The organism is Bacillus sp. AR8-1 (assembly GCF_008042345.1).
GTDB classification, from domain to species: Bacteria; Bacillota; Bacilli; order Bacillales; family Bacillaceae_G; genus Bacillus_A; species Bacillus_A cereus.
In genome coordinates this window covers 24,179-48,170 of sequence record NZ_QNUB01000025.1, presented here as the reverse complement: position 1 = coordinate 48,170, position 23,992 = coordinate 24,179, and the positions used below count along the sequence as shown (strand labels likewise).

Genomic DNA, 23,992 nt, shown 5'->3' with positions numbered 1-23,992 from the left:
TAACATACCTACTGAATATGCAACAAAAATAAGGAATCCATTTCATACGAAACGGATTCCTCTTATACAGCAATTATTTCATTGTAACTTTCATTACTTCTGTTGAACCTTTTGTAGCTGTTACGCCTACAGTTGTCTTAATAGACTCAGCTGCATCTGTGTTTGTAATAACGATTGGAGTAATTGTGCTTTTCGCTTTTTCACGGATTAATTCTAAGTCGAATGAGATTAATTTATCTCCAGCTTTTACAGCTTGGCCTTCAGAAACGTGAGCTTCGAAACCTTCGCCTTCCATTTTTACAGTTTCTAATCCAACGTGGATTAAAATTTCTGTGCCATTTTTCGCTTTAATTCCGATAGCATGTTTTGTGTGGAATAATTGTACGATTTCACCATCAACTGGAGATACAACTACACCTTCAGTAGGATCGATTGCAACACCGTCACCCATCATACGACCAGCGAATACTGGATCTGGTACTTCTTCAATATTTTTCACTGCTCCAGTTAATGGAGCTACGATTGTTTCTTCATTTGTTTTTGAACCAAGACCGAATAATTTTTTAAACATAGGATAGTCCTCCTTATAATTTACCTAAAAGTTTATAGGGCAATCCCTAGTAAAGCTCGGGATACATGTAAGACTTCATACTTCGAATATTATACTGTAAAAACGCTTTCGAAATAAATTACGTCATTACTAATAGACTCTTATTGTAGCGCTTCACAAAATTCCAGTCAATTCTGATTGTCTGAATAACAATAAGAAGTTAACTTCTATTTATATTTTCTCTTTTTTTGCCCAACTTGTCTAGAGGTCTTTACTACATTTTATTTTTTGTTGTTAATTTGTAAAATTTAATTCAAACTTTTTTCAAAATCCACTTGACTAAAGTAAGTAACTATTTTATTATTACTTACGTAAGGTAAGTTAATAACTTTTAGGAGGTTTTTAAAAATGATGGATTTCGGTCTACTTATTATTCGTCTTATTATAGGAATTACATTCATGGGTCATGGCGCTCAAAAATTATTTGGTTGGTTCGGCGGTTACGGTTTAAAAGGAACAGGTGGCTGGATGGAGTCAATCGGTTTACGCCCTGGTGTATTTATGGCATTTATGGCTGGCGCAACTGAATTACTAGGTGGTTTCTTATTCGCATCAGGTATTTTCATTGTAGTTGGTTCATTATTTATCGTTGGAACAATGTTAATGGCTATCTTCACTGTTCACGGAAAAAATGGTTACTGGGTAACACAAAATGGATATGAATATAACTTAATGTTAATCGCTGTTGCTGTTGGTGTAGCTTTAATCGGACCTGGCGCATACGTTTTACTTTAATTTTTATCTCAGATTTGAGATTCTTGAAAAAGAACTTACTTCATTACAATTGAAGTAAGTTCTTTTTATGAAACAAAATATTATTTCCAGCAGGATTTTCTCATCGTTATCTTGTAAACAAACAATAAGTATTCATATTTAGAAAGGGGATTACAAGCATGTTATCCATTAATCCAAATGAACAAACTGAAAAAGATAATTACAAATTACTTACTGGAAGTATCATCCCTCGCCCTGTCGCATTCGTTACTTCTTTAACAAAAGACGGTGTATTAAACGGCGCACCATATAGTTATTTTAATATTGTCGCTGCTAATCCACCACTTATCTCAGTATCTGTACAACGAAAAGCCGGAGAAAGAAAGGACACTTCCCGAAACGCAATTGAAAAAGGTGAATTTGTCGTACATATTTCTGACGAATCATATGTAGCAGCAATTAATGAAACAGCAGCTAATCTCCCGCCAAATGAAAGTGAAATTGAACTAGCAAAACTAACACCAATTGAAAGTGAAGTCATCTCCGTTCCAGGTGTAAAAGAAGCAAATATTCGAATGGAATGCGTATTAGAACGTGCAATTCCACTTGGTGGAACAGAAGACTCACCAGCTTGTGATCTACTAATTGGACGCGTCGTTCGTTTCCACGTTGCCGAACATCTATATGAAAAAGGGCGCATTCACGCAGAAGGACTCAAACCAATAAGCCGCCTAGCAGGACACAACTATGCAAAATTAGGAGAACAATTTGAATTAGTTAGGCCAATCTAAAAGTGGAAGCGGCTCGCTCAGAATCGATTCCTGCCATCACTCAAACATAAAAATCCCCTGCTTTTTAGCAGGGGATTTTTATCATTGTAATTCTTCCTTCTTTTCCTCTAAAGTAGGCAGTTTTTCTTTTTTCGGTTTCCCTAGCTTCATTACGAAGAAGTATAGGGAAAGCAGTGTAATAAGAAAAACAATTAAAAACGGGTACGGAGAGTAAAAGGTACGCGCCGCCTCAGTCTTTCCTGCAACAAATTTCAATGACTCAATATCTAAAAACTCAGCAAACATTTGTACACCGAGCATACTAAACCAAAAAACAAAAAAACTAATAATAATACCGAAAACTTGCTTCAATCTCGTCATTCATCTCATCCTTTCTATATCTGTAATTTTTAGTGCAATAAATATAGTACCAACAAAATATTCACAGAAAGGAACCATCTCACCATTCACGAATTAACTTAATCCAACCTAACATCGAAATTTGCAAAATAATACCCCAAATTATAAGTATTCTTAGCCATCGAGGAAAGAAGGTTAAAAACTTAACATACCATTCCAATAGCTTGTTCATAATTCCCTCCTACATAAAATTATATAGGAAAAAGGATATATAATCCAAATCCAACCAAAATGATGCCACCTACTATCTCGCCATATGTACCGAGCATATCTTTCGCATGTCTACCAATTAATAGACCAATCCATGCTAATAACATGCTAACAAATCCAAAAAGTAATATCGTAATGATTGTTTGTGCCCCATAAATGCCAAGACTAAGCCCTACTGAGAAACTATCTATACTAACGCCAAATGCAAATACGAATAAGCTAATTCCAATAGGGGCAGTTCTAGTCTCTTCATTTTGTAAAATGGTCGAATATACGATATAAAAACCTAGTCCGATTAATAAAATAGCACCCGCAAAATGTGCAATCTCTCCATACTTCTCTGATAAAAAACGACCTAGTACCATCCCTATAAACGGCATAATAATATGAAATATCCCTATCGTCATACCAATATACAGGATTTGTCTTAACTTTAGGGGCATCATCCCCATACCAAGACTCACCGAGAACGCATCCATCCCTAAGGCGAATGCCATAATTATTAAAGGTATTAGCTGTTCAAACGTCATTCATGCCCCTCCTTGGACGTGCTACTTCACAATATGCTTATCCAAGGAGAAATATTCTGTTTGCTAATCGTACCTTATCATTCAATAATAATATGATGTCCTGCCGCTTTTGTTAAACGATTCATAATAGCATTTCCTATTCCTTCATTAGGGAACGACTCACTAAAAATAACATCCACTTCACTTGCATCAAATGTTCTAAGTACATCATATAGTTTAGTCGCAACGCTAGCTAAGTCACTTCGAACACCACAAGACAATATAACATCTGCGTTATATACATGCTGATACTCTTCCGTCGTTAATACACCTACTTTAAATCCTTCTTCCTTTTTCTCATCCACAAGATGCTGAATAAACTCACGTGAGCCCTCAACAATACTAAGTGGTGCTTTCGGCGCATAATGTGTATATTTCATTCCAGGTGATTTCGGTTTTTCCTTCTCATCCTTTAAAGCTGGATCTAAAGAAACGATACCTATCACCGCTTCTAATTGTTCTTTCGTAATCCCACCTGGACGTAATATTGTTGGAACCGTGCTTGTACAATCAATTACTGTTGATTCAACACCTACTCCAGTTGCACCACCATCAACAATACCTGCAATCTTCCCATTCAAATCTTCATATACGTGAGAAGCTAGTGTTGGACTTGGACGCCCTGAACGATTCGCACTTGGTGCCGCAACAGGTACATTCGCCTCTTCAATAAGAGCAAGTGCAACTGGATGATCAGGCATTCTTACCCCAACCGTATTAAGTCCCGCCGTCACCCTCTCTGAAATCCCTTCTTTTCTCGGCAAAATAATTGTTAATGGTCCTGGCCAAAAATGCGCCATTAACTTCTCTGCAACTGGTGGAATTTCTTTCACAATCCCATCTAACTGAGATTTTGTACCTATGTGGACAATAAGTGGATTATCACTCGGTCTTCCTTTCGCTTCGAAAATTTTCGCGATTGCTTCATCATCCATCGCGTTTGCACCTAACCCATATACTGTTTCCGTAGGGAAAGCAACCGCCTCATTTTCTCTTAATAATTTTGCTGCTTCTTGTAACTGTGGATAATATTTTTTTCTTTCCACAACATTATCCACAACCCACATATTTGTATGCATTTTTTTCCACGTCCTTTTCTACCCTTAAATACTTGTCTATTTTTAGTTTACTATGAGATTTATCCAAAAGACAAACAAGGTTTATCCACAAAATGTGGATAAACCTAATTAATCCGTGGATAACTTTGTGAATAGCTGACAATTTAGTATTATTGCATTCTGCTCTTTTATATTTTTACAAAAATGTTCTAGCTGTTGAATTCCCTCTGGAACCTCATCCTTTTCTATAGTAAAAAAGTCAAAAAACTGAAAGATCGGTACAGATTGTGGATGATTTGTTAGTAAGTACAATTGTTGAACACTTTTTTCTTTCATATACTGCAAAAACGTTTCAAAAAAATATAAGAAAGTCTGTTTATCCACATGAGGTGTGAATAAACAAGAACGAATAAGTACATCTTCCCCACTTTGTTCATAACCAATTACAGCTCTTATTTCTTCCGCCTCTTCCAAAATCATAAATTGTGCGTACAACTCATTTATTTTATCATCTTTTTTATTAGCTTGTCCGAAAAAAGAATGTAATCTTTCCACATCTGCTTTCGTAGCAAAATACACTTTCTTCATAATAAATCCCTCCTCATTTTTATATATGAGGAGGGATTTATCAATAGTACTATTTAGAGAATAAAGATGTAAAAGCTTCTACAATAAACAATTTAACTTCTGGTTTTTCTTCTTCCTCTTCTACTTTTACATACTCATTTTGCTTTTCTTGTTTTTTCTCCACAGGTTTCTCCACTTTTTCCACAGTTTTTGTTTCTTCTTTACTTACAGGCTGCTCTTCAACTTTTGTTTCATTTTTTACTACTTTCTTTTCAGAAGATGTTACTTTTTTTACCACTTCCTGTTTTATAACTTTCGTTTCTTTTACCTTATCCACTTTCTTCTCTTCTGTATTTACTACTTCCTCATCTAGTTGTTTCACCTGCTCCTCTTCAGGAGATTCCGCCTTCACAACGTGCTCTTCTTTTCTTACAGCTGTCCCACTCGAAAAATCTAAGAAACACATTGGTGGAAATAATACACACCACCAGTTCGCCCCTTCACCTTCTCCAATTGTAATCAATACCGCTTCATATTCTCCTGCTGGATAAATAAAATTCCCATATACCTTTGTAGGAAACTTTACATTCTTACTAAATTTCACTTGAAATGATTCTTTACTTCCTTCTCTTTTTAACGTATTTTCCACCGTTTTCTCGATTTCTGGAATATGACTTTGAATTACTTTGCGCGCCTCTTCAAATGAAGTTAAATCCGCTACCCATCCATCAATTTGTGCTTTTACTTCATCACGCACTTTACGCTTTAATGCCTGGTCTTTATCTGAATCACTATTTGCTAAAATTCGTAATCGAACGGCCTCTTTCGGAATAACTGAAGGCCCTTTTGCATCAGCTTTCATATATCCAAACTGCACAAGTAACTGTGCACCAATTAATAATATAAGAAGATAAGCAATAACTTGTTTTTTCATTTCCTCCACCGTCCCCTCTACAAACAGTGTGGACAGACTTTCATATTTCTAAACTATTAAATTCAAAATCTATATGAATTTTCCCACAAAAAAATGGAGTAAGGTGTGAACCTTACTCCATCTCTGCAAATACCATACGGTCTTTTCCGTTAATATCGAAAACAACCTCAACATGGGCATGTGGAAAAGCTTGTTGTAACAATCTTTTTACATCCTCACCTTGTCCTACTCCAATTTCAAACGCTACAATTGCTTTCTCCTGCAACACATTCGGCAATTCTTCCATAAAACGGCGATAAAAATCTAATCCGTCTTCTCCACCAACAAGCGCTCTCTTCGGCTCATGCTCTTTCACAACAGGAGAAAGACCACGCCAATCCTCTTCCGGTATATATGGAGGATTTGAAACAACAACATCTAGCTTTTGACCCGTTTTATGAAATGGTGACAATAAATCACCGTGATAGAACGTTACTTCTGCACCTAAAGCTTTTGCATTTTCTTTTGCAACTTCAATCGACTCTTGTGCAATATCTACTGTATACACGTGGAGATTTTTATTTTCTAAAGCAAGCGTAATAGAAATCGCTCCACTACCTGTGCCTATATCTGCTACATGTAGTTCCTTGTCGCCAAAATGGCGCTCAATTCTTTCTAATACTCCTACTATAAGCTCTTCTGTTTCCGGTCTTGGTATTAATACTTCTTCATTCACAAAGAACGACCGGCCATAAAACATTTCATAACCAATCATATATTGAATAGGAATACCTTCTACATGCTTGTGGATAAACTCCGTAAAGCTTGCCTCTTGTTCCTCATTTATTTCTTCACGCATATTCATAAGTAATCCTGTTCTGTTCATCTTTAATACATGACAAAGGACAATTTCTCCCGCATTTTCATCTCGTCCATTTTCCTGTAAAAAAGAAGAAGCCCATTTCAGGGCTTCATAGACACGCATTACTCAGCTGCCTCCATCCTTTGAGCCTGATCTTCCATCACTAAGGCATTGATGAAATCATCTAACTTACCTTGTAAGATTTGATCTAGCTTTTGAATCGTTAAACCGATTCGATGGTCTGTAACACGGTTTTGCGGGAAGTTATACGTACGAATACGCTCTGAACGATCACCCGTACCAACAGCTTGTTTACGGTTTTGATCATATTCAGCTTGTGCTTCTTGTCTAAACTTATCATAAACACGTGCGCGTAATACTTTCATCGCTTTTTCTTTATTCTTAATTTGTGATTTCTCATCCTGACAAGATACAACTACACCAGTCGGTAAATGCGTTAAACGTACCGCTGACATCGTTGTATTAACACTTTGTCCACCAGGACCACTAGAAGCGAATGTATCAACACGAACATCTTTCTCGTGAATGTCGATTTCTACTTCCTCTGCCTCTGGTAATACAGCTACAGTTGCTGTAGATGTATGAATACGTCCACCAGATTCCGTTTCAGGAACACGTTGTACACGGTGAGCACCATTCTCGAATTTCAGCTTCGCGAAAGCACCTTTACCGTTAATCATAAAGATAATCTCTTTATATCCACCTAACTCTGTATAGCTAGCCTCGATAATCTCCGTTTTCCAGCCCTGTACCTCAGCGTAACGGCTATACATACGGTATAAGTCACCAGCAAATAAAGCGGCCTCGTCGCCACCAGCAGCCCCACGAACCTCAACGATAACGTTCTTATCATCATTAGGGTCCTTTGGAACTAGTAAAATTTTCAGACGTTCTGATAACGTTTTTTCTTGTGATTCTAACTCAGAAACCTCTTCTTTTACCATGTCACGCATTTCTGCGTCTAACTTCTCTTCTAACATTGCTTTCGCATCTTTTAATTGCTCACGAACATCCTTATACTCACGATACACCTCTACCGTTTCCTGTATATCAGACTGTTCCTTTGAATATTCACGAAGTTTATTTGTATCGCTAATAACCTCTGGGTCACTTAACAATTCATTTAACTTCTCATAACGATTTTCTACAGCTTGCAAACGATCTAACACATCATTCACCTCTACATCCTAGTATCTAATACAAATAGTATATGGTACTTACTCAAAAAAACGCAAATTATATTTAAAAGCGTAAGCGGCTCACACCACCCACACTCTCTATTCTGAAAAAAACCCGCCTTGCGCAGCGAGTTTTACTTATCTTTGTTTGTAGGAACTGCATGACAATGACGACAGCGTGGCTCATACGATTCTGAAGCCCCAACTAAAATAATCGGATCATCAAATGCCGCTGGTTCTCCATCAATTAATCGTTGTGTACGACTTGCCGGAGATCCACATGCAGAACATACTGCTTGTAGCTTTGTTACATGTTCAGCAATCGCCATCAGCTGAGGAACTTGTCCAAATGGTAGACCACGGAAATCTTGGTCTAAACCAGCTACAATGACACGATAGCCACGATTTGCCAATACTTGCACCACTTCCACAATGTCCCCATCAAAGAATTGTACCTCATCGATTGCAATTACATCCATATCTTCAGTGATATGTTCAAATATATCTTTTGAAGCTGAAACAGGAACTGCTTTTACCTTTAATCCGTTATGTGATACAACGTCTTCTTCACTATAGCGATTATCAATACATGGTTTAAATACAATTGCATGTTGTTTCGCAAATTGCGTACGGCGCACACGGCGGATTAACTCTTCTGATTTACCAGAAAACATACTACCGCAAATCACTTCAATCCAGCCATTTTGATTTATTAAGTACATGAAGCTCTCCTTTCATCTACTTTTTAGTTAAAAGTAGGGTAAAGGTATAATATTTTCACAAAAAAAACAGACAAGCGAATACATACACTTGCCTGTTTTATGTTTTTATTACTTGATACCGTATTTCTTATTGAAGCGATCAACGCGTCCGTCTGCAGTAGCAAACTTCTGACGTCCAGTGTAGAATGGGTGAGAATCAGAACTGATCTCAACTTTTAGTAATGGATAAGTGTTACCATCTTCCCACTCAACAGTTTCGCTAGAGCCTTTAGTAGACCCGCTTAAGAATTTGAAGCCTGTGTTTGTGTCCATGAATACAACTTTCTTGTAATCTGGGTGAATTCCTGCTTTCATTCTTTTCATCTCCTTCCGCCCTGAATCATTTTCGAAACAGAGTTTTTCATCTTCAGCTGCATACACAACTATATTGATGAAACACATATGATGAAATTATAACAAGGCTAACTTCATTTTGCAACTACCTGTTTTTGTCTTTTGAAATTTAAAGTGTAGACGGCTCGTTTAGCTCTGACTGGCTAAGGTTCTCTCGCACAAAAGGTGCTTTTTTACCTTTAGTGCGGGAGGTTCTTAGACACGAAGAGCTAGCCGTCGGAACTAGATACAATTTAAAAGCAGAAGCGGCTCGTTCAGAATGGGAGGGGGATGGAGCTTCTGACGTAGAGGTGCTTTTTACCTCGTAGGAAGACGCGAAGCCACCTACCATTCTAGCCGCTGGAGCTAGATATCACCTTAAAGTGGAGGCGGTTCGTTCTGCTCTGACCAGCTAAGGTTCTCCCACTTATTTCTCTCCTTAATATCACCTAAAAGGCATAAAAAACTCGCTTACTATAAAATAAGCGAGTCCCAATCTTTTCCCTTTACTTAGTTGTTACATATCTTTTCGAGTCTGCAACAATGTTTTGTAAAAATTCTTCGTTTGTCTTCGTTTGACGAAGCTTACGTAAGAAACTTTCAACAAAGTCTGGTGTATCACGCATTGTTTTACGAATGCCCCATAACTTGTCTAAATGCTCTTTTGGAATTAATAGATCTTCTTTACGTGTACCAGAACGACGAATATCAATCGCTGGGAAGATACGACGTTCAGCTAACGAACGATCTAAGTGAAGTTCCATATTTCCAGTTCCTTTAAATTCCTCGTAAATAACATCGTCCATACGAGATCCTGTATCAACAAGGGCTGTTGCTAAAATCGTTAAGCTACCGCCTTCTTCAATATTACGTGCAGCTCCAAAGAAACGCTTCGGTCTATGGAAAGCCGCTGGGTCGATACCACCCGATAATGTTCTACCACTTGGCGGAATAACGAGGTTGTAAGCTCGCGCTAAACGGGTAATACTATCCATTAAAATGATAACATCTTTTTTGTGCTCTACAAGACGCATTGCACGTTCTAACACAAGTTCAGCTACTTTAATATGATTTTCTGGTACTTCATCAAAAGTAGAACTTACAACGTCGCCCTTAACAGAACGTTCAATGTCTGTTACTTCCTCTGGACGCTCATCAATTAAAAGCACAATTAATTCTGCTTCTGGATGATTTGTTGTAACACTGTGTGCAATTTCTTTTAATAGACTTGTTTTACCAGCCTTTGGAGGCGCAACAATTAAACCACGTTGTCCAAATCCAACTGGTGCGATTAAATCCATGATACGTGTCGGTAACTTTTTCGGTTCCGTTTCCAATTTCATTTGGCGATCTGGGTATAATGGTGTTAATGCAGGGAAATGCACACGCTCTTTTGCTGAATCTGGATCATCTCCGTTTACAGCTTCAACTTGTAATAACCCAAAATAGCGTTCATTTTCTTTCGGAGGTCGTACTTTACCAGAAACTTTGTCTCCATTACGTAAATCGAAACGACGAATTTGCGAAGCTGAGATATAAATATCTTCTGAGCTTGGAGAATAGTTGATAGGACGTAGGAATCCAAATCCTTCTGATTGAATAATTTCTAATACGCCTTCCATGAAAAAGAAACCTTCTTTTTCTGCTCGAGCTTTCAAAATAGAAAAGATTAACTCTTTTTTCGTTAACTTGCTATAATACGAAATCTTAAATTCTTTCGCAAGCTCGTATAACTCTTTTAATTTCATGTTTTCTAATGCTGCAATTGACAAATTCATTCAGACACCACACTTTAACGTTATTCTCTTTTTTCATGGGTAAAGGGAAAAAATACGGAAGGCAAATAATTAATAATGAAAGGCAATAAGTTCAAGTAGGGTAATATTCACTATTGTAACCCTTTTATCTAGTTTTAATCAATACGTTGGAACACAAATACAAGAAGCGAAGACAAGAAAATTTGTCTTCGCTTCTTATTTAATTTAGTTCCGGCTCCGATAGTTAAAAAGATCGACCATTTTAACCTTTCTGAACGAGCCGCTTACGCTTTTTACTTAATCCAGCTTCAGCAGCTAGAATGGTCGGTGGCTTCACTTCTTTCTGCGAGGCAAAAAGCGCCTCTACGTCAGAAGCTCCATCCCCCTCCCATTCTGAACAAGCTGCTTACGCTTTTTACTTAAATCCAGTTCCAGCGGCTAGAATCTCCGGTCATTTCACTCTCTCACTCGAAGCAAAGAGCGCTTCAAGGTCGAGAGTTCCAATGTCCTGCGATTCTGAGCGAGCCGCTTCCACCTTTTACTTAATAACCAAGTTCGGTTTTTTATTTAAGCTATGACGACCATCTACAAAGCGAACTGTACCTGATTTTGCACGCATAACAAGAGATTGTGTTGTTCCTACGCTACCTTTAAATTGAACACCACGTAATAGTTCACCATCTGTTACACCTGTTGCTGCAAAGATTGCATCGTCACCTTTTACTAAGTCCTCCATACGAAGGATACGATTAATGTCTTCTATGCCCATTTTTTTACAACGTGCTAATTCAGCTTCGTTTTGTGGCAATAGTTTTCCGTGAATTTCTCCACCTAAACATTTTAAAGCAACTGCTGCTAATACACCTTCAGGTGCTCCACCAGATCCAAATAAAATATCTACACCTGTACGGTCAAACGCTGTATTAATTGCTCCAGCTACATCTCCATCGTTAATTAATTTAATACGAGCACCAGCTTTACGAATTTCTTCGATAATTGCTTGGTGACGTGGACGGTTTAAAACTGTTGCTACAACATCTTCAATGTCTTTATTTTTCGCTTTCGCAACTGCACGTAAGTTATCAATAATAGGCGCATCAATGTCGACTGCCCCAACTGCTTCTGGGCCAACCGCGATTTTATCCATGTACATGTCAGGAGCATGTAACAAATTACCGTGGTCTGCAATTGCAATAACAGCAAGAGCATTCCAGCCACCAGCTGCTACGATGTTTGTCCCTTCTAAAGGATCAACCGCAACGTCTACACGTGGTCCATATCCTGTACCTAATTTCTCTCCGATATATAGCATTGGTGCTTCATCCATCTCACCTTCACCAATTACGACTGTACCTTTCATCGGAATTGTATCAAATACATCACGCATAGCTGATGTTGCTGCACCGTCTGCCTCATCCTTTTTCCCGCGCCCCATCCAACGCGCTGATGATAATGCTGCAGCCTCTGTTACACGTACTAACTCCATAGATAAACTTCTTTCCACAATAATCCCTCTCCTTTAAGTCTTTATATTTCTGCCGTATTTTGTGAACCGTGTTTTTCTATAAAGTGTACTTCCGCAAGTAGTGATGCTTCGCTTCCCCCTTACGGAAGTATCACTTATGCGTTCTTCATCTCTTCAATTTCTTGTTTTGTCATTTGTTCTCGCCAAATGTTTGCTCCAAGCCCTTTAAGCTTGTCCACTATATTCTCATAACCTCGATCAATATGCTCAAGTCCTGTTACTTCTGTAATTCCATCTGCCATTAACCCTGCAATAACAAGTGCTGCTCCCGCTCGTAAATCACTCGCCTTCACTTTTGCACCTTGCAGTAACACAGGACCAGTTACAATTGCCGAACGACCTTCTACTTTAATTTGAGCATTCATACGACGTAATTCATCAATGTGTTTGAAACGGGCACCGTAAATTGTATCTGTTACAACTCCCGTCCCGTGCGCCTTTGTTAAAAGCGTCGTAAACGGCTGTTGTAAATCTGTTGGAAAACCTGGATATACAAGCGTTTTGATATCAACTACTTTTAACTTTCTATTACCGTTCACTGTAATTTGATCATCATTCGTTTCAACTTGAACACCAGCTTCTCTTAGCTTAGCAGTAACTGATTCTAAATGCTGAGGAATAACGTTATCAACCGTTACTTCTCCTCCTGATGCAGCTCCTAGAATCATATACGTACCAGCTTCAATACGATCTGGGATGATAGTATGGTGACAACCATGTAAAGAGTCCACACCATCTATTCGGATTACATCTGTACCAGCACCTTTAATACGCGCTCCCATGCTTGTTAACAATGTAGCTACATCAATAATCTCGGGCTCTTTCGCTGCATTTTCAATAACAGTTCTACCTTTTGCTCGTACAGCTGCTAGCATAATATTAATCGTAGCCCCCACACTAACAACATCTAAATAAATACGTGCTCCATGTAGTTCATCTGCTCTTAAATAGATGGCACCTTGTTCATTTGTAACATGTGCACCTAGCGCTTCAAACCCTTTAATATGCTGATCAATCGGCCTCGGTCCTAAGTGACATCCACCCGGAAGCCCAATAACAGCTTTTTTAAAACGGCCAAGCATCGCACCCATTAAATAATAAGAAGCGCGCAATTTTTTCACTTTTCCATTTGGCAAAGGCATTGCAACCATGTTAGAAGGATCGACTACCATCTCTTCCTCCTGTCCATAAGTTACTTTCCCTCCAATTTCCTCTAGTAAGTCGCCTAACATTTTCACGTCCGAAATATTAGGGACACCACCAATAGTTACTGGAGTATCTGCTAAAATTGTCGCTGGAATTAATGCAACAGCACTGTTCTTTGCACCGCTTACTCGAATTGTTCCATTTAAAGCTCTTCCGCCTTCAATTAGCAATTTTTCCATATTGAGCTCCCTTCTTGTGAATGTATTTACTTTCTATCTTTTTATAGAAAGCTCCCCTTAAGAATCTCAATTACTCTTTCCATCCCAAAACTCAATAAATAGGAAACCATTATCTTCATTTCTCCTGTAGCACGAATAGATAAAGATCAACTATTCATCGAATTCACTTTATCAATTTAGATACGTTATCACATTTATTAATAGGACTATGCACATTATTTTCTATTTAAACACCAAAAATGATAAAATCTTTCGACTTGTTCACGCTTTCATTATACAACGAAAGGAAACCGTCTAAAAGACTAGACGGTTTCCAAAACGGAATTTTATTCTTACGCTTTACCGTTAGAACCGAACTCACGCATTTTACCAGCAACAGTTGCTTTAATAGCGTCGCGGCCAGGTCCAATAAATTTACGAGGATCGTAAACTTCTTGGTCTTTGTTTAATACTTCACGAACAGCTTTTGTAAACTCGATTTGGTTCTCAGTGTTTACGTTGATTTTTGAAGTACCTAAAGAGATAGCTTTTACGATATCAGCAGTTGGGATACCAGTACCACCGTGTAATACTAAAGGTACGCCAGTGAAGTCACGAACTTGTTCCATTTCAGCGAATCCTAAGTTAGGCTCACCTTTGTAAGGACCGTGTACAGAACCTAAAGCTGGAGCTAGGCAATCGATACCTGTTGCTTCAACAAGGTGTTTACACTCTGCAGGATCAGCGTAAATTACGCCTTCAGCGATTACGTCGTCTTCTTGTCCGCCAACTGTCCCAAGCTCAGCTTCAACAGATACGTTACGAGCGTGTGCGTATTCTACTACTTTTTTAGTAGTTTCAACGTTTTCTTCGAATGGGTGGTGAGAAGCGTCGATCATTACAGATGTGAAACCTGCATCGATTGCTTCTTTACATTTTTCAAAGCTTGAACCATGGTCAAGGTGAATCGCTACAGGAACAGTGATGTTCATTTCTTCGATTAAAGCTTTAACCATAGCTACAACTGTTTTGAAACCAGTCATATGACGAGCTGCACCCTCAGATACACCTAGGATTACAGGAGATTTTTCTTCTTCCGCAGCAGCTAAGATAGCTTGAGTCCACTCTAAGTTGTTCATGTTGAATTGACCAACTGCGTATTTTCCTTCTAGTGCTTTGTTTAGCATTTCTTTCATAGAAACTAAAGGCATGGTGAATCCTCCTAAAAAACGTTTTTTGTATCCGATAAATTCTTATCGCTGGTAGTATGACCAGGATAAGGTAAATTATGTATATTTACCTACCGGACTTTTTTCTACACTCAATAGGATAACAACTTGTACTCAAAAACTCAACTGTATTCACCTGCTCAATAGTCCATGTAAACGCTTTTTTCCATATTTTTTATAAAAAATTCATTTTTTACGCCTCTACAGCAAGTTGCTCTCTCACAGCTTGACGAATTTCATCAATATCAAATGGTTTAGCAAAATGCATTAAAGCACCTAAATCTTTTGCTTCTTGAATCATATCAAGCTCTCCATAAGCAGTCATTAAAATGACTTTAATACTCTCATCAATTTCTTTTACATGCTTTAAAATCTCTATACCATCCATGCCTGGAATTTTCATATCTAACACTACTAAATCTGGATTATCTTTTTTCACGATATCTAAAGCTTGAAATCCATTCGCTGCTTGGAATGTCTGATAACCTTCTTTTTGGAACACTTCATGTAATAACACACGAATCCCATATTGATCATCAACGATTAAAATTTTACCTTCCATAATTCCCAACCTTTCTGTGTAAGTACAAGATTTAAAGCTTCTTATATCTTAACGATTTATTTTCGCTATTCTTTGGCAAATTCCTTCCTATTCTTTCTTATTTTACCGTTTCCTATTTTGTTATGCTACCCTACGATTTCACCTTTCTAAAAAAATAAACTATAATGAAAGCCGGCAAACACGTACGAAGGGAGTAACATTATGTTAAAAATTTTTTCAACTCAATTAAGTGGTTATTTCTCCAGAGTTTCTCAAAAAGAGGAAATGAATATAGAAGATAGTGCTCGTTTACTTGCTCAAGCACTAGTTGGCGATGGTTTCATTTATTTATATGGTACAAATGAAATGGAGGGCGTTGTTGCCGAAGCACTATTCGGTGCTGAACCAATGAAGCAAGCAAAACGCTTATTTGAAAATGGTAAAGAAGCAGAAGTAACCTCTGCGGATCGTGTACTTCTTATTAGCCGTTTTTCAACAGATGAAGCGGTTGTAGAAATTGCAAAAAAACTACAAGAAGAGGGACACTCTATTGTCGGCATTTCTGCTCTTCAAAAAGGTACGGAATCACTGGAACAATATACAGACGTACATATTGATACAAAATTGTTAAAAGGTCTTATTCCAGACGATGAAGGTAATCGCTACGGATTCCCAAGCTTAATAGTAGCTTTATTTGCTTATCACGGAATCAAATTTACAATCGATGAAATGTTAAATGAATATTAAAAAAAGCGCCTTATTTCAGGCGCTTTTTTTATTACTTGCTCTCTTTATTCGTAATAGAAGCTCTTACGAAGTCATGGAACAATGGTTGTGGACGGTTTGGACGAGAAACAAGTTCTGGGTGGAACTGTGCTGCCACGAACCAAGGGTGGTCTTTTAATTCAATGATTTCAACTAGACGGCCGTCTGGGCTTGTACCAGAGAATACGAATCCTTCTTTTTCCATATCCGGACGGAACTGGTTGTTGAACTCATAACGATGACGATGACGCTCATATACAACCGGCTCATTATAAGCATTGTAAGCATTTGTTTCTTCAGCAAGCTTACATGGGTATAGACCAAGACGAAGTGTACCACCTAAGTCCTCTACATCTTTTTGTTCTGGTAATAAGTCAATGATTGCATATGGCGTATCAGGATTGATTTCAGAAGAGTTAGCACCTTCTAAACCTAATACATTACGTGCGAATTCAATTGATGCAAGTTGCATACCTAAGCAAATTCCTAAGAATGGAACTTTGTTTTCACGAGCATATTGAATCGCAACGATTTTACCTTCTACACCACGATCGCCGAAGCCACCTGGTACAAGGATACCATCTGTGTCTCCTACTAATTCTTGTACATTTTCTGCTGTCACGTGCTCAGCATTTACCCATTTCACTTCTACATCTGTGTCGAATGAGTAACCAGCATGACGGAGTGCTTCTACAACAGAAATATACGCATCTTGAAGTTCTACATATTTACCAACAAGAGCGATTTTTGTTTTCTTAGAAAGGTTACGTACTTTATCAACTAGCGCAGTCCACTCTGTCATATCTGCAGCTGGATTGTCTAATTTTAAGTGGTCACAAACGATTTGGTCCATGTTTTGTTCTTGAAGAGATAATGGAACCGCATATAAAGTATCTGCATCGCGAGCTTCGATAACTGCTTTTGTATCGATGTCACAGAATAATGCAAGCTTGTCTTTCATATCTTGAGAAACAGGAAGTTCTGTACGAACAACGATAATGTTTGGTTGAATACCTAAGCTACGAAGTTCTTTAACGCTATGTTGCGTTGGTTTTGTTTTCATTTCACCCGCTGCTTTTAAGTACGGGATTAACGTACAGTGAATGTACATTACATTGTCACGACCGATGTCGCTCTTAATTTGACGGATTGCTTCTAAGAATGGTAGAGACTCGATATCACCAACAGTTCCACCGATTTCTGTAATAACAACATCCGCATTTGTTTCACGGCCAGAACGATATACGCGCTCTTTAATTTCGTTAGTAATGTGAGGAATAACTTGAACTGTTCCTCCTAAATATTCACCGCGACGCTCTTTTTGAAGAACTGAAGAGTAAATTTTACCTGTTGTTACGTTGCTGTATTTGTTTAAGTTAATGTCGATAAAACGCTCATAGTGACCAAGGTCTAAGTCAGTTTCTGCGCCATCATCTGTTACGAATACCTCACCGTGTTGGTATGGGCTCATAGTCCCTGGGTCTACGTTAATGTATGGATCAAACTTTTGAATCGTTACATTTAAACCACGATTTTTTAAAAGTCTTCCAAGAGATGCTGCTGTAATACCTTTCCCTAAAGACGATACTACACCGCCTGTTACAAAAATATACTTAGTCATGAAAAAGCTCCCTTCTATTTTGCTGTTATATAATCACCGTTGCAAAGCGCAACGTATGTAGATAACACTGTATCCATCTTATTGTTAGACTCTTTTTATTTTCTAAACAAAAAACAAAAAAGAAAATTGCTCCCCTCATCACATAAAGTAATAAGTAGGGAGCAATTTTCTTTTATATTTACACTTTAAAAGTATTATCGTCCTTTTTTAAAGAGCCCAAAAATGATTCTACATGGACGATAATGAAAAGTCAAGAACTACAGTTCTTCCTCTTCTTCTTCTTCAGTTTCATCATACTCAAGTTCTTCTTCAGCGAAGTCGTCGTCTTCATCCTCTTCTAAATCATCAAGATCGTCGTCATCTCCGTCTTCATCTTCAAGAACCTTGTCCAAATCTTCTACATCATCTTCTTCGTCTGCATTTCCGTCTGCATCGTCAAAGTCATCTTCATCTTCTTCAATGTAGTCGTCAAAACCGTCTTCTTCAACTTTACGTTTCTTCTTCGGTTTTGGCTGCGGTAAGATTTCTTCATCAATTTGCTCATATGGGTACCAGCTGCGTAGTCCCCAACGATTTTCTCCTAAATTAATGAAACGTCCATCGATGTTTAAGTCTGTATAAAATTGTGCGAGTTTCGCATTAACTTGCTCTTGAGATAGTCCCAGCACTTGAGCGATTTCTTGAACCAACTCGTTGAATGTCGTTGCTTGTCTTTTATCCCCTAAAACGCTATGTACAACTTCAATCATTGAACATTCTTTTAGCTCTTCTGGTGAATATTGCTTAAAATTCACTTATGCGGCACTTCCTTTCATCAAATATAACCTTATATATAACGGTCTGCCTAAAAAAATCCATACTATTCATTATAAACAAAAGTCGCACAAATATGCTACAAAAAAAACGTGAAACTTTTATATGGTAATAAAATTAATAATTTGTCTGTTCCTTATTTCGGAAGCATATGGGCACCTTGCAACACATACCTAATTTGCATTTCTGTATATTCTTCGAGCGTATACAGTTTTTGCAGTGCCCAACGTCTAAACCCCCACATTTGTCCTTGTATAAAAATATTATGTGCAAGAAGCTGTATTTCTTTTTTATTTAATATAAATGTTCCATTTTCCGTACACTGTTCTAAAATATCCTCAAACATCCCTACCATTTGAAACTCTTTTTCTAATACATATGGGAGAGATTCTTTCGGTAAAAAACGTACTTCTTGATACATAATTAATACTTCTTCTTGTAATTCGTCCATCACTTTAAAGTAATTCTTTATCGCTATCTTTAAACTTTCTATACTCCCTTTTTCTGTACACACTACTTCCTCTAATCGTTCTTTTACATGTTCATATATACTATCACAAACTAAATACAAAACATCATCTTTTGTACGAATGTACTCATAAAGTGTCCCTATACTAAATCCAGCCGCTTTTGCAATCTCTCTCGTTGTTGTACGCGGAAATCCTTTTTGTTTAAACAGTTGCACCGCACCTTTAATCATTTGTTCACGTCTTAACGCAACTAATTTTTCATCTTTCACCGATGCATGTACATTATGTTTAACCATTCCCTTCACCTCTCTCTATTATTTTTTGGAAGGAAAAAGCGTAGGAGAATACCTACGCTTTCGTTCCTACTTCGTTAACATACGAGAAATTACAAGCCTCTGAATCTCTTGTGTTCCTTCATATATTTGTGTAATCTTTGCATCTCGCATATAACGCTCTACTGGATAATCTTTCGTATAACCGTAACCACCAAATACTTGCACCGCTTCAGTCGTCACCTTCATCGCTGTATCCCCTGCAAATACTTTTGACATCGCTGATTCTTTTCCATACGGAAGCCCTTCTGATTCAAGCCAAGCCGCTTGATATGTTAAAAGGCGTGCCGCTTCTACATCTGTTGCCATATCCGCAAGTTTAAAGCCAATCCCTTGCTGCGCCGCAATTGGTTTTCCAAATTGATGGCGCTCCCTTGCATATTCTACAGAAGCATCTAAAGCCCCTTGTGCAATACCAACAGCTTGCGCCGCAATACCGTTACGACCTCCATCTAATGTTTGCATCGCAACTTTAAATCCTTGCCCCTCTTCTCCAAGTAGATTCTCTACTGGAATACGGCAATCTTCAAACATAATTTCAGTCGTTGGTGAAGAGCGAATCCCTAGCTTGCTCTCCTTCTTCCCAACTGAAAATCCCGGTGTATCACTTTCTACAATAAATGCACTCGTACCACGCTGCTTCGATTCAGGATCAGTTAGCGCAAAAACAACATAAATATCAGCAATACCGCCATTTGTAATGAAAATTTTTGATCCATTTAAAATATAATGGTCGCCATCTCTCTTTGCGATTGTCTTCATTCCACCAGCATCCGATCCAGATCCTGGCTCCGTTAAGCCGTATGCACCAATTTTCTTCCCTTCAGCCATCGGTCGTAAAAACTTTTGCTTTTGTTCTTCTGTCCCAAATTTAAAAATTGGCCATCCCGCAAGTGAAGTATGCGCAGATAGTGTTACACCTGTTGAAGCACAAACTCGAGATAATTCTTCAATCGCAATTACGTAAGCTAAGTAATCGCTTCCAATTCCGCCGTACTCTTCAGGCCATGGAATACCGGTTAAACCAAGCTCTGCCATTTGATCAAATAACTCTCGATCAAATCGCTCTTCCTCATCACGCTCAGCTGCTGTTGGTGCTACTTCATTTTTAGCAAAATCTCGAACCATTTTTCTTATCATTTCATGTTCTTCTGATAGTTTAAAATGCATCTCCGTCTCCCCCTCGCCCTTTTATAAAGCACGGCTAATAACAAGTTTCTGTATTTCACTTGTTCCTTCATATATTTGCGTGATCTTCGCATCACGGAAAAATCGTTCTACTGGATATTCTTTCGTATAACCGTAACCACCAAATACTTGCACCGCCTCAATCGCGACTTCAACCGCTGTCTTAGAAGCAAATAATTTCGCAATAGATGCTTCTTTACCGCATGGTAATCCTTGTGCCCTAAGAGACGCCGCTCTATATACGAGTAACCTTGCTGCTTCGACACTTGTTGCCATATCTGCAAGCTTGAAGCCAATCCCTTGCTGCGCCGCAATTGGTTTCCCAAATTGTTCTCGTTCTTTTGCATAATCAATCGCACATGCAAGCGCCGCTTCAGCAATTCCTAACGCCTGTGCACCGATTCCAATTCGCCCAACATCTAAATTCGCCATCGCCACCTTGAATCCTTGTCCTTCTTCCCCAAGTAAATTCTCCGCTGGTACTTTCATATCTTCAAAAGTAAGTTGTACTGTACGAGAACCAAGGAGCCCCATCTTATGTTCATCTTTTCCGATGATTAAACCAGGTGTATCTTTCTCTACTATAAATGCAGAAATACCACTTTTTCCTGCCTCTGGATTTGTAGAAGCGAATACAATGTATGTACTTGCTTCACCACCATTTGTAATAAACACTTTCGATCCATTAATAATATAATGATCGCCTTTTTTGACAGCTCTTGATTTCAAACTCCCTGCATCTGATCCTGCATTTGGCTCTGTTAAAGCAAATGCGCCTAAATATTCCCCGGTTGCAAGTTTAGAAACATATTTTTTCTTCTGTTCTTCTGTTCCGAAATATAAAATCGGATTCATTCCAACTGACGTATGTACAGCTAAAATTACACCAACTGTTGCACTTACCTTTGAGATTTCCTCAATGGCTAGAATATAAGAAATAAAATCCATTTCTGCCCCGCCGTATTTTGCAGGCGCTGGAATACCCATTAATCCAAGCTCACCCATCTTTTGCAAAATCTCTTTCGGGAACACCCCTTGTTCCATACTAGGAACAAAGGGAGCAATTTCCTTCTGTGCAAAATCCCGAACCATTTTCCTCATCATTTGCTGCTCTTCATTAAAACGAAAGTTCATATATTCCGCCTCCATTTGCTATATATCCTTTAAATAATTTGGTAAGACCACTATTTTGTAACAAAAGGGGCATTTATTCGTAAACGTAGAATCCACGACCTGTTTTACGCCCTAACCATCCTGCATTTACATACTTACGTAATAACGGACATGGGCGATATTTACTATCTCCTAATCCTTCATGCAACACTTCCATAATGTATAAACACGTATCTAAACCGATAAAATCAGCGAGTGTCAAAGGCCCCATCGGATGGTTCATACCAAGCTTCATGACCTCATCAATTGCTTCTTTCGTCGCTACACCTTCGTATAACGTATAAATTGCTTCGTTAATCATCGGTAGCAAAATGCGGTTTGATACAAAACCTGGGAAATCATTTACTTCAACTGGCACTTTCCCAATTTTTTTCGTAATATCTTCAATTGCTTCATATACTGCATCATCTGTAGCCAAACCACGAATAATCTCAACAAGCTTCATAACTGGAACTGGATTCATAAAGTGCATGCCGATTACTTTTTCCGGACGCTTCGTTACCGCTGCAATTTCTGTAATTGGCAGAGATGACGTATTCGTCGCTAAAATTGCGTGTTCTGGAGCAATTTCATCTAGATTCGCAAAGATTTTCTTTTTAATATCCATTTTCTCAACAGCTGCTTCAATAATAAGATCCGCTTCTTTCACACAATCTAAATCAAGCGTTACTGTAAGACGATTTAATGTCGCTTCCTTCTCTTCTTCCTTCATGCGTCCTTTTTCTACTTGGCGCGCTAAGTTTTTCGTAATGATAGCCAATCCTCTATCTAATTGCTCTTGTTTTAAATCTTGTACCTTCACGTCATATCCTGCCATTGCACATACTTGTGCAATTCCTGATCCCATTTGCCCTGCACCAATTACAACAATGTTTTGTACACCCATTTTTTCTTCCCCCTTAATTGTTAATAAATTTTATACCCTCGAACTTTAATTAGTGAACTTCAATCATCACTGCGTCCCCTTGACCGCCACCGCTACAAATCGATGCAATTCCAATTCCGCCGCCGCGCTGCTTAAGTGCATGGATTAGCGTAACGATAATGCGCGCTCCGCTAGCTCCAATTGGATGGCCCATCGCTACCGCGCCGCCATTTACATTCAATTTTTCTGGATCAATTCCTGCGATTTCTGTACTTGCAATTGCTACCGCTGCAAATGCTTCATTAATCTCGAATAAATCGATGTCTTCAATTGTCTTGCCTGTTTTTTCAAGCAATGCGTTAATTGCATAACCTGGCGTTCTTGGGAAATCTTTAGATTCCACTGCAATTGCTGTATGCGCCAAAATTGTCGCTAATGGCTTTCTTCCTTCTTGCTTCGCTCTGTCTTCGCTCATTAACACAAGTGCGGCACCACCATCGTTTAGTCCTGGCGCATTACCAGCTGTCACTGCCGCTGTCTTATCAAATACAGGTTTTAACTTTGCTAACTTTTCAATCGTTGTATCTTCACGTGGCGCCTCATCCTTTGCAACAACAATAGGATCGCCTTTTCTTTGCGGGATCGTTACTGGCACGATCTCCTCTTCAAAACGTCCTTCTTTATGCGCTGAAACCGCACGCTGATGGCTACGATATGCCCATTCATCTTGCGCTTCGCGAGAAATTTCATCTTCCTTCGCAACTTCTCCGCCATAAACACCCATGTGTGTACCTGAAAATGCGCATGTTAAACCGTCAGCAACGTTTAAATCAATAACTTCGTTGTTGCCCATTCTGTATCCCCATCTTGCTCCGCGTAAAATGTAAGGACTGTTACTCATCGACTCCATACCGCCAGCTACAATCAGTGATTGATCGCCAGTACGAATAATTTGATCCGCTAACGTAACCGCACGAAGTCCTGATGCACAAACTTTATTCACTGTTTCCGTCTGCACTTCCCAAGGGATTCCAGCAGCCCTTGCAGCTTGACGCGATGGAATTTGCCCCTGTCCCCCCTGAATAACCGTTCCAAATATAACTTCTTCAACATCACTAGCCGCAACATTTGCTCTTTCAAGCGCTGCTTTAATTGCAATTCCTCCAAGTTCCGTCGCTTTTACATCTTTTAAAGATCCTCCAAATTTTCCAACTGGTGTTCTTGCAGCACTTAAAATAACTGTTTTACTCATGTTTCTTTCCCCCATTTCTTTTTTTAACACTGAGCGCTCGCTCGGTATCCCTACGTTGAGAAGAGGTGCAATCATTGCACCTCTTTCTAAAGTTGTATACATTCTTATAAA

General features: G+C 38.6%; 26 protein-coding genes. 3 read left to right on the top strand and 23 right to left on the bottom strand.

The window, feature by feature from the left end; genetic code table 11:
- Positions 1-73: 73 nt before the first annotated feature.
- Positions 74-571 carry a PTS sugar transporter subunit IIA gene (locus DN400_RS19180; RefSeq protein WP_000473666.1) on the bottom strand — a complete coding sequence of 166 codons (498 nt, stop codon included), beginning with the start codon at positions 569-571 and terminating at the stop codon, positions 74-76.
- A gap of 387 nt (positions 572-958) precedes the next feature.
- On the opposite strand from DN400_RS19180, the gene DN400_RS19175 reads away from it, so the two are divergent.
- Positions 959-1,345, top strand: a complete 387-nt coding sequence (locus tag DN400_RS19175; RefSeq protein WP_000968616.1) for a DoxX family protein — start codon at positions 959-961, stop codon at positions 1,343-1,345.
- 158 nt (positions 1,346-1,503) lie between these two features.
- On the top strand, positions 1,504-2,115 hold the full coding sequence (locus DN400_RS19170; RefSeq protein WP_000949045.1) for a flavin reductase family protein: 612 nt from the start codon (positions 1,504-1,506) through the stop codon (positions 2,113-2,115).
- A gap of 81 nt (positions 2,116-2,196) precedes the next feature.
- On the opposite strand, the gene DN400_RS19165 is transcribed toward DN400_RS19170, so the two are convergent.
- From DN400_RS19165 to spo0F, 15 genes are all read right to left on the bottom strand, one after another.
- Positions 2,197-2,475 (bottom strand): DUF3935 domain-containing protein, encoded by a 279-nt coding sequence (locus tag DN400_RS19165; protein WP_147801866.1) that lies wholly within the window; start codon positions 2,473-2,475, stop codon positions 2,197-2,199.
- A gap of 79 nt (positions 2,476-2,554) precedes the next feature.
- A complete protein-coding gene (locus DN400_RS29955; protein ID WP_023523564.1) occupies positions 2,555-2,686 on the bottom strand; it encodes a hypothetical protein in 132 nt (43 codons plus the stop codon).
- Positions 2,687-2,705: 19 nt separating this feature from the next.
- Positions 2,706-3,254 (bottom strand): manganese efflux pump MntP, encoded by a 549-nt coding sequence (locus DN400_RS19160; protein WP_000142477.1) that lies wholly within the window; start codon positions 3,252-3,254, stop codon positions 2,706-2,708.
- Positions 3,255-3,331: 77 nt separating this feature from the next.
- Complete coding sequence (locus tag DN400_RS19155) at positions 3,332-4,372, bottom strand: L-threonylcarbamoyladenylate synthase (RefSeq protein WP_147801865.1); 1,041 nt, start codon at positions 4,370-4,372, stop codon at positions 3,332-3,334.
- Positions 4,373-4,480: 108 nt separating this feature from the next.
- Positions 4,481-4,939: a GNAT family N-acetyltransferase gene (locus tag DN400_RS19150; protein WP_097877280.1), complete on the bottom strand. Its 459-nt coding sequence runs from the start codon at positions 4,937-4,939 to the stop codon at positions 4,481-4,483.
- Positions 4,940-4,988: 49 nt separating this feature from the next.
- Positions 4,989-5,852, bottom strand: a complete 864-nt coding sequence (gene spoIIR, locus DN400_RS19145; RefSeq protein ID WP_043924870.1) for a stage II sporulation protein R — start codon at positions 5,850-5,852, stop codon at positions 4,989-4,991.
- A 112-nt stretch (positions 5,853-5,964) separates the two neighbouring features.
- Positions 5,965-6,816 carry a peptide chain release factor N(5)-glutamine methyltransferase gene (gene prmC / locus DN400_RS19140; protein ID WP_001267024.1) on the bottom strand — a complete coding sequence of 284 codons (852 nt, stop codon included), beginning with the start codon at positions 6,814-6,816 and terminating at the stop codon, positions 5,965-5,967.
- Entirely contained in the window at positions 6,816-7,883 is a 1,068-nt protein-coding gene (prfA, locus tag DN400_RS19135; RefSeq protein WP_000887066.1) for a peptide chain release factor 1, read from the bottom strand. Before prfA ends, prmC begins: the two co-directional genes overlap by 1 nt.
- Before the next feature lie 143 nt (positions 7,884-8,026).
- The gene (locus DN400_RS19130; RefSeq protein ID WP_000280851.1) at positions 8,027-8,614 is read right to left on the bottom strand and encodes a thymidine kinase; all 588 of its coding nucleotides are present in this window, start codon (positions 8,612-8,614) and stop codon (positions 8,027-8,029) included.
- Between the two features lie 108 nt (positions 8,615-8,722).
- Positions 8,723-8,968: a type B 50S ribosomal protein L31 gene (locus DN400_RS19125; RefSeq protein WP_000643435.1), complete on the bottom strand. Its 246-nt coding sequence runs from the start codon at positions 8,966-8,968 to the stop codon at positions 8,723-8,725.
- Between the two features lie 524 nt (positions 8,969-9,492).
- Positions 9,493-10,764, bottom strand: coding sequence for a transcription termination factor Rho (gene rho / locus DN400_RS19120; protein WP_001053903.1), 1,272 nt, complete (start codon positions 10,762-10,764; stop codon positions 9,493-9,495).
- Between the two features lie 517 nt (positions 10,765-11,281).
- Complete coding sequence (gene glpX / locus DN400_RS19110; RefSeq protein WP_000442336.1) at positions 11,282-12,247, bottom strand: class II fructose-bisphosphatase; 966 nt, start codon at positions 12,245-12,247, stop codon at positions 11,282-11,284.
- Between the two features lie 116 nt (positions 12,248-12,363).
- Positions 12,364-13,653, bottom strand: a complete 1,290-nt coding sequence (gene murA, locus DN400_RS19105) for a UDP-N-acetylglucosamine 1-carboxyvinyltransferase (protein ID WP_000413248.1) — start codon at positions 13,651-13,653, stop codon at positions 12,364-12,366.
- Positions 13,654-13,985: 332 nt separating this feature from the next.
- On the bottom strand, positions 13,986-14,843 hold the full coding sequence (locus DN400_RS19100) for a class II fructose-bisphosphate aldolase (RefSeq protein WP_001131852.1): 858 nt from the start codon (positions 14,841-14,843) through the stop codon (positions 13,986-13,988).
- A gap of 211 nt (positions 14,844-15,054) precedes the next feature.
- The gene (spo0F, locus tag DN400_RS19095) at positions 15,055-15,423 is read right to left on the bottom strand and encodes a sporulation initiation phosphotransferase Spo0F (protein ID WP_000398593.1); all 369 of its coding nucleotides are present in this window, start codon (positions 15,421-15,423) and stop codon (positions 15,055-15,057) included.
- A 201-nt stretch (positions 15,424-15,624) separates the two neighbouring features.
- On the opposite strand from spo0F, the gene DN400_RS19090 reads away from it, so the two are divergent.
- The gene (locus DN400_RS19090) at positions 15,625-16,149 is read left to right on the top strand and encodes a DUF2529 domain-containing protein (protein ID WP_016079640.1); all 525 of its coding nucleotides are present in this window, start codon (positions 15,625-15,627) and stop codon (positions 16,147-16,149) included.
- A 31-nt stretch (positions 16,150-16,180) separates the two neighbouring features.
- Here the strand turns inward: DN400_RS19090 and pyrG are convergent, their stop codons facing one another.
- The 7 genes from pyrG to DN400_RS19055 all read right to left on the bottom strand — a co-directional run bounded on the left by pyrG (position 16,181) and on the right by DN400_RS19055 (position 23,983).
- Positions 16,181-17,788 (bottom strand): CTP synthase, encoded by a 1,608-nt coding sequence (gene pyrG, locus DN400_RS19085; protein WP_060632967.1) that lies wholly within the window; start codon positions 17,786-17,788, stop codon positions 16,181-16,183.
- Between the two features lie 257 nt (positions 17,789-18,045).
- Positions 18,046-18,582, bottom strand: coding sequence for a DNA-directed RNA polymerase subunit delta (gene rpoE / locus DN400_RS19080; RefSeq protein ID WP_001009771.1), 537 nt, complete (start codon positions 18,580-18,582; stop codon positions 18,046-18,048).
- Positions 18,583-18,737: 155 nt separating this feature from the next.
- Positions 18,738-19,367: a TetR/AcrR family transcriptional regulator gene (locus DN400_RS19075; RefSeq protein WP_098236370.1), complete on the bottom strand. Its 630-nt coding sequence runs from the start codon at positions 19,365-19,367 to the stop codon at positions 18,738-18,740.
- Positions 19,368-19,433: 66 nt separating this feature from the next.
- Entirely contained in the window at positions 19,434-20,573 is a 1,140-nt protein-coding gene (gene acdA / locus DN400_RS19070; RefSeq protein WP_000545543.1) for an acyl-CoA dehydrogenase AcdA, read from the bottom strand.
- Between the two features lie 21 nt (positions 20,574-20,594).
- Positions 20,595-21,725, bottom strand: a complete 1,131-nt coding sequence (locus tag DN400_RS19065) for an acyl-CoA dehydrogenase (protein ID WP_001011175.1) — start codon at positions 21,723-21,725, stop codon at positions 20,595-20,597.
- A 73-nt stretch (positions 21,726-21,798) separates the two neighbouring features.
- Entirely contained in the window at positions 21,799-22,650 is an 852-nt protein-coding gene (locus DN400_RS19060) for a 3-hydroxybutyryl-CoA dehydrogenase (protein ID WP_000538874.1), read from the bottom strand.
- A 49-nt stretch (positions 22,651-22,699) separates the two neighbouring features.
- On the bottom strand, positions 22,700-23,983 hold the full coding sequence (locus DN400_RS19055; RefSeq protein ID WP_147801864.1) for an acetyl-CoA C-acetyltransferase: 1,284 nt from the start codon (positions 23,981-23,983) through the stop codon (positions 22,700-22,702).
- Between the last annotated feature and the right edge of the window lie 9 nt (positions 23,984-23,992).